13 protein-coding genes are annotated in these 13052 nt (G+C 69.6%); 3 read left to right on the top strand and 10 right to left on the bottom strand.

Going from position 1 to position 13052, the window contains the following annotated elements; genetic code table 11:
* Positions 1 to 8: 8 nt before the first annotated feature.
* Positions 9 to 734 carry a PAQR family membrane homeostasis protein TrhA gene (trhA, locus tag DPR14_RS01935; protein ID WP_211103896.1) on the bottom strand — a complete coding sequence of 242 codons (726 nt, stop codon included), beginning with the start codon at positions 732 to 734 and terminating at the stop codon, positions 9 to 11.
* A 231-nt stretch (positions 735 to 965) separates the two neighbouring features.
* On the opposite strand from trhA, the gene DPR14_RS01930 reads away from it, so the two are divergent.
* The gene (locus DPR14_RS01930) at positions 966 to 1967 is read left to right on the top strand and encodes a BMP family lipoprotein (protein ID WP_158043663.1); all 1002 of its coding nucleotides are present in this window, start codon (positions 966 to 968) and stop codon (positions 1965 to 1967) included.
* Between the two features lie 50 nt (positions 1968 to 2017).
* Entirely contained in the window at positions 2018 to 3613 is a 1596-nt protein-coding gene (locus DPR14_RS01925) for an ABC transporter ATP-binding protein (protein WP_158043662.1), read from the top strand.
* 194 nt (positions 3614 to 3807) lie between these two features.
* On the opposite strand, the gene DPR14_RS01920 is transcribed toward DPR14_RS01925, so the two are convergent.
* From DPR14_RS01920 to DPR14_RS01895, 6 genes are read right to left on the bottom strand one after another with little or no spacing between them, the layout of a single operon-like run.
* Positions 3808 to 4977, bottom strand: coding sequence for a D-alanine--D-alanine ligase (locus DPR14_RS01920; RefSeq protein WP_211103895.1), 1170 nt, complete (start codon positions 4975 to 4977; stop codon positions 3808 to 3810).
* Positions 4974 to 5603, bottom strand: coding sequence for a DedA family protein (locus tag DPR14_RS01915; RefSeq protein ID WP_158043661.1), 630 nt, complete (start codon positions 5601 to 5603; stop codon positions 4974 to 4976). Before DPR14_RS01915 ends, DPR14_RS01920 begins: the two co-directional genes overlap by 4 nt.
* Positions 5597 to 6442: an alpha/beta fold hydrolase gene (locus DPR14_RS01910; RefSeq protein ID WP_158043660.1), complete on the bottom strand. Its 846-nt coding sequence runs from the start codon at positions 6440 to 6442 to the stop codon at positions 5597 to 5599. The genes DPR14_RS01915 and DPR14_RS01910 overlap by 7 nt, the downstream gene beginning before the upstream one ends.
* Positions 6439 to 7692 (bottom strand): tetratricopeptide repeat protein, encoded by a 1254-nt coding sequence (locus DPR14_RS01905; protein ID WP_158043659.1) that lies wholly within the window; start codon positions 7690 to 7692, stop codon positions 6439 to 6441. The genes DPR14_RS01910 and DPR14_RS01905 overlap by 4 nt, the downstream gene beginning before the upstream one ends.
* Before the next feature lie 4 nt (positions 7693 to 7696).
* Entirely contained in the window at positions 7697 to 8197 is a 501-nt protein-coding gene (locus DPR14_RS01900) for a hypothetical protein (protein WP_192499226.1), read from the bottom strand.
* A gap of 13 nt (positions 8198 to 8210) precedes the next feature.
* Positions 8211 to 8681 carry a YHS domain-containing (seleno)protein gene (locus tag DPR14_RS01895; RefSeq protein ID WP_158043658.1) on the bottom strand — a complete coding sequence of 157 codons (471 nt, stop codon included), beginning with the start codon at positions 8679 to 8681 and terminating at the stop codon, positions 8211 to 8213.
* Positions 8682 to 8980: 299 nt separating this feature from the next.
* Between DPR14_RS01895 and DPR14_RS01890 the strand changes: the two genes are divergently transcribed.
* Positions 8981 to 10267, top strand: a complete 1287-nt coding sequence (locus DPR14_RS01890; RefSeq protein WP_192499225.1) for an adenylate/guanylate cyclase domain-containing protein — start codon at positions 8981 to 8983, stop codon at positions 10265 to 10267.
* A gap of 446 nt (positions 10268 to 10713) precedes the next feature.
* On the opposite strand, the gene DPR14_RS01885 is transcribed toward DPR14_RS01890, so the two are convergent.
* From DPR14_RS01885 to DPR14_RS01875, 3 genes are all read right to left on the bottom strand, one after another.
* Positions 10714 to 12075 carry a type II toxin-antitoxin system HipA family toxin gene (locus DPR14_RS01885; protein ID WP_158043656.1) on the bottom strand — a complete coding sequence of 454 codons (1362 nt, stop codon included), beginning with the start codon at positions 12073 to 12075 and terminating at the stop codon, positions 10714 to 10716.
* Positions 12072 to 12356, bottom strand: a complete 285-nt coding sequence (locus DPR14_RS01880; protein ID WP_211103894.1) for an alpha/beta hydrolase family protein — start codon at positions 12354 to 12356, stop codon at positions 12072 to 12074. The genes DPR14_RS01885 and DPR14_RS01880 overlap by 4 nt, the downstream gene beginning before the upstream one ends.
* Before the next feature lie 372 nt (positions 12357 to 12728).
* Positions 12729 to 12962 carry a hypothetical protein gene (locus DPR14_RS01875; protein WP_158043654.1) on the bottom strand — a complete coding sequence of 78 codons (234 nt, stop codon included), beginning with the start codon at positions 12960 to 12962 and terminating at the stop codon, positions 12729 to 12731.
* Between the last annotated feature and the right edge of the window lie 90 nt (positions 12963 to 13052).

Below are 13052 nucleotides of genomic sequence, written 5' to 3'. Positions count from 1 at the left end.
GGGCGGCGTCAGGCGGAAACCGCCCCTTGCGCCACGTAGAAATAGATCGACAGGAAATGGCAGGTGCTGCCGGCCAGCACGAAGAGGTGCCAGATCGCGTGGTTGAACGGCATGCTCTCCCACAGGAAGAAGGCGACCCCGCCGGTATAGGCCAGCCCGCCGAGCGCCAGCAGAAGCACCCCCTCCGTCGCCATGTTCGCGACGATCGGGCCGACGGCGAACACCCCCAGCCAGCCCATGCACAGGTACAGCATCAGCGACAGCCGGGCGTAGCGGTTGGTGTGCAGGATCTTGAATACGACGCCGAAGGCCGCGATGCTCCACATCACCGCGAACAGGGTCCATCCCCATGCTCCGTCCATCACGAGCAGGCAGTAGGGCGTGTAGGTGCCGGCGATCAGCAGGAAGATGGCGGCATGGTCGCAGGTCTTGAACACCAGCTTGGCCCGCGCGTGCCGGACCGCGTGGTACAGGGTGGACGCGAGGTACAGCAGCACCAGGGTGGAGCCGTAGATGGTCAGGCTGACCAGCACCCGGACGTCGTCTTTCACCGCGGCGAGCGCCACCAGGGCCACCAGGGCCGCCACGGAGAGCACCGCCCCGATGCCGTGGGTCACCGCGTTCGCGATCTCCTCCAGCAGCGTGTATTCGTTGTCGGCGGCAAGCGGGTCGGCGGCAAGCGGGTCGGGTTCGAGCTGGTCGGGTTCTAGCTGGTCGGCGGGATTCGCTGGCATGGAACGGCTGCTCATCGGTGGTCGATCCGGGTGGAACACGAAGGAGACAGATAGACTAACAAGTCTAGCGCATGGTTGTGACGTTCCAATGAAGGATCGGACAAGGGTTCGGGTCAAACCGGTCCCGGCCGGCGCGCCGGCCTCCGTTGCGTCATTATCCCCCTGTAATCAAAGCGAACCGGGCGCTATGTTTGGAATAGCCGGACAAATCCAGGGAGCGGATGGTAAACGATGAAAAGACTTTTTGCCGCCTTGTCCATCACGGCCTGCGCCGTAACGGCCCTCGCGGGCGGCATGGCGCCGGGATCGGCGCATGCCCAGGATTTCCAGCCCGCCATCGTCTTCGACATGGGCGGCAAGTTCGACAAGTCCTTCAACGAGGCTGCCTATGCCGGTGCCGAGCGGTTCAAGAAGGAAAGCGGCATCGAGTACCGCGAGTTCGAGGTGACGCAGGAAGCCCAGCGCGAGCAGGCGCTCCGCAACATGGCCCGGCGCGGGGCCAACGTGGTGGTCGGCGTCGGGTTCGCCCAGGCGAGCGCCATGGGCAAGGTCGCGCAGGAGTTTCCCGACACCAAGTTCTGCATCATCGACAGCGTGGTCGAGGCGCCCAACGTCCAGTCCATCACCTTCAAGGAACATGAGGGCTCCTTCCTGGTCGGCATGATGGCCGCTATGGCGTCCAAGACCGGCAAGGTCGGATTCGTCGGCGGCATGGACATCCCGCTGATCCGCAACTTCGCGACCGGCTACCAGCAGGGCGTCAAGCACGCCAACCCGCAGGCGGAGGTATTCCAGAACATGACCGGCACCACGCCGGCCGCATGGCGCGACCCGACCCGGGGCGGCGAGCTGGCCAAGAGCCAGATGGACCGCGGCGCCGACGTGATCTACGCCGCCGCCGGCGGGACCGGGCTGGGCGTCCTTCAGGCGGTGACCGACAACAAGAAGTTGTCGATCGGCGTGGACAGCAACCAGAACCACCTGCATCCCGGTTCCGTCCTGACCTCCATGATCAAGCGGGTGGACGTGGCCGTCCATGACTGCATGAAGTCGGCCAAGGAAGGCACCTGGGCCTCGGGTTCGCGGGTCCTGGGCCTGAAGGAGGACGGCGTGGGCTATGCCGTGGACGAGCACAACCAGTCGCTCGTCACCGACGACATGAAGCAGAAGGTCGAGGCCGCCAAGGCCCGGATCATCGCCGGCGAGCTTCAGGTCCAGCCGTACAAGCAGTAGGCGCCGGCGGGCAGTAGGCGTCGGCGGGAAAACGGGCGGGGACGGGCGGCATGACCGGAAAGCGGGCGGGAGACACCATCGTGCGGGGCGGGTTCGGCGGCCCGCCTTCCGACCGCGGGCCGCCGGCCCTGGAACTGGCCGGCATCGACAAGTGGTTCGGCGCCAACCACGCCAACAAGAACGTCTCCCTGACCGTCCGCCGGGGCAGCATCCACGGCGTGATCGGGGAGAACGGCGCCGGCAAGTCGACGATCATGAGCATCGTCTACGGTTATCTGCGAGCCGACGGCGGAACCGTGCTGGTCAACGGCGAGCCGGCCGATATCCGCACGCCCCGGGACGCCATCGCGGCCGGAATCGGCATGGTCCACCAGCACTTCATGCTGGTGGACACCTTCACCGTGGTGGAGAACGTGCTGCTCGGCGCCGAGGGCGGGGCCATCCTGGCGCCCGGCCTGGCCCGCGCCCGCAAGGAGCTTGAGCGCCTGGAGCGGGAATACGCTCTGGAGGTGGACGTGGACGCCGTGGTCGGCGAGCTTCCCGTCGGGCTCCAGCAGCGGGTCGAGATCCTGAAGGCGCTGTACCGCGGCGCCGACCTGCTGATCCTGGACGAGCCGACCGGCGTGCTCACCCCGCAGGAGGCGGACCACCTGTTCCGCATCCTCCGGGCGCTGCGCGACCAGGGCAAGACGATCATCATCATCACCCACAAGCTGCGCGAGATCATGGAGCTGACCGACGCGGTCACCGTGATGCGCCGGGGCGAGGTGGTCGCCAACGTCAGGACGGCTGAGACCGGCCGCGACCAGCTGGCCGAGCTGATGGTCGGCCGCAAGGTGCTGCTCCGGGTCGACAAGAAGCCGGCGGAACCCGGCCCGGTGGTGCTGGACGTGCGCGGCCTGACGGTGGTCGACCGCGGCGGCGTCGCCCGGGTCAAGGGCGTCAGCCTGTCGGTCCGCGCCGGCGAGATCGTCGGCATCGCCGGCGTCTCGGGCAACGGCCAGTCGGAGCTGCTGGAGGCCCTGGCCGGAATCCACCCCATATCCGGGGGTTCGATCCGGCTGCACGGCGAGAAGATCAGCGACAAGGCTATGTTCAACGCCCGCGGCCTGCGCCGCGCCGGCGTCGCCCACGTGCCGGAGGACCGGCAGAAGGTCGGGCTGGTGACGTCCTTCTCGGCCGCGGAATGCTCGGTCCTCGGCTACCATGACGATCCCCGCTACAACGGCCGCATCCTGATGGACCGGGGCGCCATGCTCAGCCGGTGCCAGGCCGAGATGAAGAGCTACGACGTGCGCCCGCCCCTGTCGGACCTGCGCGCGGCCAACTTCTCCGGCGGCAACCAGCAGAAGATCGTGCTGGCCCGCGAGATCGAGCGGAACCCCGACGTGCTGCTGGTCGGCCAGCCGACGCGCGGCGTCGATATCGGGGCGATCGAGTTCATCCACCGAAGGCTGGTCGAGCTGCGCGACTCCGGCAAGGCGATCCTGCTGGTCTCGGTCGAGCTGGACGAGATCCTGGCGTTGAGCGACCGCATCCTGGTGATGTTCGACGGCCACCTGGTCGGCGAGATCCCGGCCGGCAAGGCGACCGAGCGCCGGCTGGGCCTGATGATGGCCGGGATCACCGAGGAGGCGGCCGAGTAGGCCGTCCACGCGGCCCGAACCCGCTATCCCTCCCGGCTCTGACGGACCAGCCGGGCGCGCCGGTCCTGTTCCGCGTCGCGCTCGACCCGCTGCCGCTCGACCTCGTCGGCCACCTTGCGGACCAGAGGGGGCTTGAGAAGATGGCGGCGACGTTCATGCTCGGCGACTCCGGTTCGGCCGCATGCGAGATGGGGTCACAGGGTCGGCGGATAATGCGGCGTCAGCGCCTTCTCGCGCCGCCAGGCCCGCCAGAACTCGCCGAGGCCCTGGCCCCGGTGCCCGCGGTCCCGGTTGGCCCGGCCGATGGCGAACAGCAGGCGGTACTGCTCCATCAGGTCGCGCCTGGCCTGCCGGAGCGACTTGGAACGGTCCCAGACATGGGTCATCTCCGCCCCGGCGCCGTTGACCTCCAGGATGGCGAAGTCCTCGCCGGCCTGGAGCCGCACGATATCGGCGAACCGCACGTCGAACCGGCCGAACCAGAATTCCGGGATGGCTCGGGCGATGGCGTCGAACCGGGCGGTCATGGCCGGGGTGACCAGCGCGGTGCCGTCACGGAAGATGCTGCCCCGGCTGTGGCTTCCGGCGAAGGCGAGCCGGACCGGCTCTCCCGCCTCCGGCACCTGGTCCAAGCGGGCGGCGTGGCGCGGCAGGTAGAGATGGGGCACCCGCCCGGCCCGCGGGTCGGCCAGGATCAGCTCGCGCAGGGTCGAGCTTCCGTCGCCATGGACATAGGGGAAGTATTTCAGGGTCAGCGACACGAGCCGGCCCCTCTCCCGGCCGGGCTCGCGGACGTAGAAGACGCCGGCCTCCGCCTCGTACGCCACGTGGCGCTGGAGGATCAGCCGCGCCCCGGCCGGAAACCCCTCCAGATAGGCCGCCAGCTCCCCCGGATCGCGGACCAGCCGCACCCCGGCGCCCCGGCAGCCCAGGTCGGGCTTGGCGACCACGGGAAAGCCAAGGCCCGCCGCGGTCATGGCGGCCTCCGCCGCCAGCGCCTCGCCGATGGGGTCGTCGGGACGGCCGGGCCGGTCGATCGCGACGAAGGGAGCGACATGATCGGGCGCCGCCGCGCAGGCGAGGTCCAGGATGGCCGATTTCGACTCGCCGACAAGGCCGCCGCCGGGGAAGGACGGGTTGGCCGCGGTCGGCAGCGTGACGCCGCGGTAGCGCACCATCAGCCACAGGGCATAGAGCGCGATCGGCCAGTAGAACCGGCGCATCGACCAGAACTCGAAGGCGCTGAGGGGGTCCCCGGCCGTGTCCAGGGGCGGCATCCCGGCGTGCGGCACCGGCCACGCGCGGTTGTTCCGTCCGGGAACCGGTGCCGGGAGGGGGGACGGCGGTTCGGCGAGCATGGTCATGGGGACACCCCGGTATCGACGGGTTTAGCCGCGGAAGGTCCGCGCAGCAGGCGCGGCAGGAACAGCGCGAGGAGGACGAGCGGCAGGAGCGCCAGGACGACGGCGGTCGCGGGGTCGAGGCCGAGGGTGCGTTCCAGCAGCTCGCCGAGCGCCTGCCCCAGCGCGGTCGCCAGCCAGAACAGCCCGGCGGTCCAGGCCGCGACCGCCGCGACGACCAGGGCCGCGAACCTGGGGAAGGGAACGCCGAGCAGGCCGGCGGCGGTGTATGTCGCGAGCCGCAGGCCCGGCACCACGCGGGCGACCAGGACGGCGATCCCGAGCCTTCCGTCGAGCGCCGCCCGCGCCCGATCGACCCGGGCGTCCTCCAGCCGCAGGCGCAGCGCCGGCACCCGGAGCGCCAGCCGGCCCATGCCGTAGAGGCCGAGGTCGCCCAGCGCGATGCCGCCGGCCACTGCCAGGAAGGCGGCGGGCCAGCCGATGGTGCCGTTGAGCGCCAGGGCCACGCCGGCCGCGATCGCCACGTCCTCCAGCAGGAAGGTGATCAGGACCAGCGCCGGCAGGATGACCCAGGGGTCGGCGGACGCGGCGACCAGCGCCCCGAGAGTGGCCTCCAGGCTTGTCAGCATTCCATGCCCTCCGCCCGGGCGATCGCCGCCCGCACGGTCGAGGCGGCGTTCCACGGCAGGAAATGGTCGGCGCCGTCCAGAACCACGGTCTCGACCCGGCAGGCGCCGGTCAGGTGCGCTTCGGCGTAGGCGGCGTTGGAGAAGGGCACCAGGTCGTCGTCGGTGCCGTGGACGATCAGGACCGGGCAGCGGACCCGCGCCAGTTCGGGGCGAAGCGCCTCCAGCTCCGGCTTCAGGGCGAACAGCTCGGCATTGGCGTTGCGGATCGGGCGCGGCAGGACGGCCCGCACGGGCGCCCAGGCGCCGACCCGCTGCATGGGGTGGATCCGCTCCAGATCGGGATCGAGGGAGGCGGCCAGCAGGATCAGGGCACTCACCCGCTCCGGATGGCGCGCCGCGGCCAGGGCCGCGATCGGTCCGCCCAGAGAATGGCCGAGCAGGATCGCCGGCCTGCCGTCGTCCGGCAGCAGCGCCGCGACGGCGTCGGCCTGGCCGTCGAGGGCGGTCACCGCGCCTTCCGGCCCGCTGTCCCCGAAGCCCGGCCGGTCCAGCGCCACCACCTCGACCCCCGGCGGCGGATCGGCCAGGAAGTCGGCCCAGCCGTCGGCGGCGCCCGGCGTGCCGTGGACCAGGATCAGCCGGATTCCCGAGGGGTCGCCCGCCGTCAGGTAGCTGACCGTCACCGGCGCCCCTCCATCCGCAAGGCCGTCGAGGGACAGGCTGCGGCGCAGGGGGTCCATCGCCGCCGCCGGCGTCGCCGGTCCGGGAACGCCGCACCCGGCCATGCCGAAGGCGACGGCGATTAGGCCGGCGGCGCGGAACAGCGAGCGGCACCTCATGCGCAGGCCCCTGTCCGGGCAAGCGACTCGCCGGCGGCACGCATCCGGGCATCGTGGTGGAGACGGTGGAACCAGGTCTGCTGCGCGGTGCTGCCGCCCAGCAGGTACAGCCTCGGCAGCAGCGGTCCCAGGGTCGCGGCGGCCTCGGCGAACCGGCCGCCGGCATGGGCCGCCAGGGCGCGGGCGGCGGGCAAGGCCACCTCGCCCCAGACCGGGCGGCTGGGCGCCGGACCGGACCGGGCGAAAGCCTCGATCCCCGCCAGCAGGCTCGCCGCCGCCTCCTCCTCGCCCGCCCGCGCCAGGGCGTAGAGGTAATGCAGGTCCAGGAATCCGTTCTGCCGGTCGCCGATCCGCGGACGGACATGGGCCGCCACGTCCGACCACCGGCCCCCGACATCGATGCCGCGCAGTTCCAGGCGCGACAGCAGGGACACGGCGTTGACCTGATCCTGGACATAGGTCTTGCGCACGCCCCACACCCGTCCGTCGAACAGGGCCAGGGCGGCGGCCGCCTCGTCCATGTCCAGGCGGAACAGGGCGGTGTGCCACCAGTTGTGGGTATACATGAAGCTGGAGCAGCGCTCCCAGGTGCCGGACAGCGGACCGAGGAACGCCAGCCCGGCGGCGGGATCGCCGCGCGCCTCAAGCACGTGCGCCACGGCGTGCTGGCCCCAAGGGTCGTCCGGGTTCATCGCGACCGCCCGGCGGCCGGCATCCTCGGCGGCATCCAGCGCCCCCGCCTGCTCCAGGGCGAAGGCCAGCAGGCCCCAGGCGTAGCTGACCCGCCAGCCATGCGGCAGGGCGGCCTCCGCCAGTTCCCGCATCCCCGCCCGGTCGCCGCGGTTGAGCTGGTGGACCTGGGCAAGCTTCAGGTTGAGCAGGTCGCGCGGCCAGTCCCGGGCGATTCGCCGGTGCAGATGGAGCGCCCGGTCGCCGGCGCCCGAGCCCCAGGCATCGAGGGCCGCCACCATCAGCCGCTCCCGCTCGGACGCGCCGCGAACCAGGGCGCGGGCGCGCTCCAGGAACGGCGCCGCCTTCGCCATCCCCTCCGAGGTCTGGAGGAACAGGTACAGCGCCCCGGCATAGGCCTGGAGCAAGGCGCAGCCGGGATCGGCCTCGGCGGCGGCCAGCAGCAGGCCGGCGTCGCGGCCGTGGCTCAGGACTTCCCCGGTGAAGCGGTCGATCGCCTCGACCGTGGCGGGAAACTCCGTCGTCACGGCCAGCCCGTAGCGGTCGCGCCGGATCGGCATCCCCTCAGCTCCTTCCCAGGCGGGCGCCGGACCGCCCGAACGGCAGGAGCGCCATCAGGTCGGCGCGGCGCAGCGCCAGGATAGCGGCGGACGCGATCCAGACTCCGCAGGCCAGGGCGAAAAGCTCGCCGCCGTCCAGGCTGCCGTCGGTGTTCACCACCTGGACGCCCAGGGGCGTGAACAGGTGGAAGAAGATGGCGCCGCTGATGACGCCGAGGGCCAGCAGGGCTCCCGCCCCCTGGAGCGGCACCCGGCCGGTGACCAGCCCGGCCAGCAGGAGCGCCGAGGCGACCAGCTCGGCCGAGCCGACGACGTACTGGCTGAACGGGCCGGTCGGGGCGAACAGCCCGGCGAACCCCAGTCCGGCGGCCCAGGCGTCCAGCGTCCCGAAGATGTGTTGAGTCTCCGGGCTGTCGGTGAACTTGAAGAACAGCGACTGCACGAAGACGAAGGCGATGTAGAGGGACATGGCTCCGACCAGGAACCGGCGTCTGCGATCGGTCATCGACGGTCCCTCCTCACTTGCCCAGGACCGTGGGCCAGTTGCGGTCGGCGCTGGCGATGAAGCCCGGGATGTCCTTCTCCCACCGCTCCTGGACGTCCTGGTCGTAGTTCAGGAACAGCCTGCCGTCGACCACCTTCCACAGCTTCGGGTCGCCCGACGCGGTCTTGTTCTGGGCGATCGCCCAGGCGCAGTACCCGCCGTACTGCGGCGCGTATTTCTCGGGCGCCGCGATGAAGAGGTCGCGGTTCGCGGCGGTGGCGAAGCGCCATTCCGCGTCCATCCAGCGGGTCGAGAATTCCTTGCTGCCCTCGACCGGCTTCCCCTGGGTGAAATAGGCCACGGGGTCGTAACCGCCGACCGCGACGCTGCTGAAGAACCCGGTATAGATCGCCGGTTCCTTCGCCAGGGCGGGCGGTGAGAACGAGCCGACCGCCGCCAGGGCGGCCAAGGCGACGATCAGCGGGCGTATTGCGCTTCGAGTCATCGTGAAACCCTGCCAAGTGGTGGGGAGTTCCGGACCGCGTCCGTATCCACACCACAATGTTCTGACTCGGCGGGCTTTATAATTCACATCCGCTCACCAACGCGTGATGTTGTTCACAATATCGTGATTATTGTTTTACCGTCTGTCGAAAAGGGCGGTAACGCTTGGTTTGTTTGGCATGAAACAAACCAGTCGGTGCTCTCCGCCGCCCCTGCCCCGCGCGGCGGAAAGCTGTATGATCGGCGGGAATGTCGCCGGTGGCGCGCGACTCCGATCAACCGACGGGGAGTGATCCGTTCGTGACCGCGCATCAGACTCCGGACATTCCGGCCGCCCCGGGCCCCCTGGCGACCGGCTTGGCGACAGCCCCGGCCCGGCGCCGCTGGCTGGCCGCGCCCCCCGGCCCCCTGCGGAACGCGACCATCTTCGCCTGGCTCATCACGGTGCTGGCGGCCTCCATGGCCTTGGAAAGCATTGGGTTCCCGTGGCCGGGAGAGGAATATGCCGCCTTCAACCGGCTGGCCGCCTGGATCACCGGCGCCCTGCTGGCGCTGGCCGTCGGCTCGCTGCTGTGCGTGCGGGCGGGATGGATGCTGGCCGGGCGGATGGGGATGGTGCTTTACGGCTGCGGCGTCGTCGGGGTCATGACCGTGATGCTGGGGCCGGGTACGGGAATCGACGTGCTCGCCGCCACCTGCCTGTTCGCCGGCCCGGCGCTGCTGTTCGCCCGCACGGAGCGCCTGGCGCTGGCCGCCGCCTGCGCGCTGTGCGTCGGCGTCATCGTCTTCATGCAGGTCTGGATCCGCCTGGGCCATCCGCCCTATGCCCCGGCCACGGCCGCCAACCTGGCGGAGGTCCGGACCGGCGTGGTGATCGTCGCCGCCTGCGTCGGCGTGCTGGTGGTCTATCTCTACTGGTCGGCGGAGATCGCCCGGGGTGCGGCGGCGCGCGAGGCGGCCCGGTCGGACGCGCTGCTGCTGAACGTGCTGCCGGCCAGCGTCGCCGAGCGGCTGAAGGCCGGGGAGCGTCCGATCGCCGACCGGCTGGACGCCGTGACGGTCCTGTTCGCCGACATCGCCGGCTTCACCGCCTTCGCGGCGGACCGCAACGCGACCGAGGTGGTGGAGGTGCTGGGCGGCCTGTTCTCCCGCTTCGACGCGCTGTGCGCGTGGCACGGGGTGGAGAAGCTGAAGACCATCGGCGACGGCTACATGGCGGTCGCCGGCGCCCCCGCCGGCCTGCCCGACCATGCCGGCGCCGCGGCCCGGGTGGCGCTGGGCATGATGGAGGCCATGGAGGAGACCCTGCGCCGGCATCCCGGCCTGGGGTTGCGCGTCGGCCTGAACACCGGCCCCGTGGTCGCCGGCGTGATCGGCACGCATAAGTTCGCCTACGACGTCTGGGGCGACACGGTCAATTTGGCGAGCCGGCTGGAATCGCGGGCCTCCCCCGGCACCATCGCGATCTCCGCCGGCACGCGGGCGGCGCTGGGCGACCGCTTCCTGGTGGAACCGCTGGGCACGGCCGAGTTGAAGGGCATCGGCGCGGTGCCGGTATGGCGGCTGGTCGGGAGTGCGGAGGGGTGATGGGGACGTGTTCGCGCGGCCATGGGTCGGGGTGTCGGGTTGGCGGAACCCTTGAGGTCATAGCGCCTGCCGACATCCGCAAGTCGGTGGCCGTTCCGGTGGACGGCGAAACGGAAAAGGAGATGAAGCGCCGCGAGGAGGTGTTCCAAGCCGTCCTTGACGCTACGAAATATTGAGCGACCCGCCGTTCAAACCGCGCCGATGCGTCTGGTGCCGCTTCGGGCCTGCCTTGGACGGCGTTGGAGTGGAAGATAAGAAAATTGGCCACAGATCACCCAGATGGGCACAGATGATCATACATAAGTATCTGAGCCCATCTGCGTGCATCTGCGGCTAAATGAACCTGCCTGCCCTGGACGCCACCGGACCGGGAGGAAGGGAACCGGTCACGGACAGCGACAATAACCGGCGAGTCCCGCAGCGCGCCGGAGCCGAGTCTAGGATGATCATGTATCCAGGCCCTCGGTGTCCCTGTTCCCCGTAGGCGGCACGGGATATGCGCCGGGCACCCGCGCGCGCAGTTCCTTTTCCGCCGCCGCCTTCTCCCCGTGTTCGAAGGCGTTCTCGTACTGCTCGATCTCCCGCGCCGTCATGCCGACGACAGGATCGCTCGCCACTTGGCGCCACCGCCCGACGGCTTGCACCACGTCGAGCAGGACTTCCCGCGCCCGCGCGGGCTTCAGCTTGAAATAGCTCGCCACCGCCATCACGGAGGCGATAGAGGCGTCGGCACCCGATTCCTCGGAAATCCAGGTCTTCAGGACGCGCGCCTTGTCTGGGAACGGGTTGACGTCGAACGCGGGCGACAGCCGCCACTTGCCTCCGCCGATGTGCAGGAAGCCGTGGTTGTTCATGTGGTCGTCCACGTTGTTGATCAGGACGGTGAAGGCCATGCGGCGCCACATCTCCTCCCTGTCCCGGTCCGCGTACAGGCAGTTCCGGACGATGGCGTCGGCGATCTCGGTGTAGGAGTGCTCCTGATCGTCGTCGATCTGGAGAATCGTCCTGGCCGAGGCATACATGAACCGCCTGCCGCCATCGCGGTCGAAGCGTCTGACCAGCGTGACCGGGATGTCATCGGAATGGACGATCCGCGCCTCGGCGGCATCGATGCGGGCCAGCTTCGCCAGCTTCAGGGCAAGCACCTCTCCCAGGGTGACCGCCCTGGTGTCTCCCACGCTCGGGAATTTGGCGATGCTCAGCACGCCGTCGTCGTCGATGACGGAGCATTTCGGGCGCATGCCGCCCAGCGAGGTCCCCTTGCCCCGGAGATAGGCCAGGTCCCGCGCGGTTTCCGTTCCGGTTTCGACGGCCCTGGTGGCGGCCAGCAGATCGCCCAGCTCGATCAGCGGCGGCGTGCCGCGTTTGCCCGGATCCGGGACCCGGACGAACTTGCCACCGACCTCGAACCGCAAGGCGCCCACCCTGCTCACGTCATCGACCGCCAGCAGGAAGTCGAGACCGTCTAGCGGACGGTCGGCGATCGGCCGGCCATCTGCCGCCCCCTTGCTCGCCTCCTTGAGGGACTTCGCGTGGTCGCGCCGGATCACCTGGATGCCCCAGCCGTCCGGCTCGCTGTCCGCGAAACATCCGTGGAACACCGACGCCCGCTCCGACCCTCCCCGTCCCCGGTACTGGGCACCGCGGACAAGCGGCAGTGCGGGGTCGATCTGGAAGCGCTCCTTGGAGGCCAGCCAGCGCGGATGATACTCGAACGCGCTCGCCTGGCGCCGTGAGTCGGAGGTGAAGTACAGCGTTCCGACCGGATGTTCGGCGTCACCCAGGCAGACATTCACGTCGCGCCTCACAACGCTCCATCCCCTTTCGGCACGCGGACCCGCTTCGGCAAGCGCTCCTTGTCGAGCAGCAGTCCGGTATCATCGTCCCGCATGTCGGCGATGTCGCCGAAGGGATCGTTGAAGCCCAGCGCGAACAGGCACATCGCATAGGCGCCAATGGATGCGGCGGGGTCGCCCTTCTCGATGCGCTGATAGGTCTGCTTGGACAGGCTCGTCCGCTCCAGCATCATCGCCACGGTCAGCCGGCGCTTCCTGCGGGCCACGGCGATGTCGGCGCCAAGCTTCCTCAAGCCCCTCCTCACTTTGGCCGGCATTGTGTCCAAGACACCGGAGCGCATGATGCATCATCCCAATAGTCAGTTGGTGGATGATGAAGCATCCCATGGGCCGTGTCAAAGGGAGGCATCGGTGCCGAGCGCCGCTTCTGGCCTGCCTTGGACGAAGTTGGCGTGGAAGAGTAAGAATATCGGCCACAGATGGACACAGATTAGAAATCGATAAGTATCTGTGTCCATCTGCGTTCATCTGTGGCTAAGTCAAGATTCCTGCCCTGTACGACACCGGGCCGGGAGGAAGAGATTTAACCACGGATTACGGTGATATACTCAGATGATCCGGGCCGTATCTTTGTCCATCGCCGTAATCTGTGGCAAGAACCTGGATTACGTTTGCGCCCCTCCCGCTATCCCGGCCGGCACCCGGCGGTCGATGGTGAATCGGGCCGTGTTGGGGTCGAAGCCGCGGCGGTCCATCTCGTCCACCGCTTCGCCCAGCATGTTGACGAGGTAGACCGCATCGTCGTCGGTCAGCGGCGCGGCGTCGGCGTCGGCGTCGAACACGCGCATATTCCCCAGCCCGGCGTCGAACCGGGCCTCGTACCTTCCTGCTTGTGACATGATGCTACCCCCGCGCCGCCGGCCTGAGGACGTTGGGAGCCCCCCGCCGCGACGAACGGGGTCGCCGCGGCGGGGGTGACAATGACCGGA

Origin of the sequence: Skermanella pratensis, assembly GCF_008843145.1 — a bacterium.
Classification (GTDB): domain Bacteria; phylum Pseudomonadota; class Alphaproteobacteria; order Azospirillales; family Azospirillaceae; genus Skermanella; species Skermanella pratensis.
Note: the sequence above shows the minus strand (reverse complement) of the source record. Positions and strands in the feature narration are given on the sequence as shown.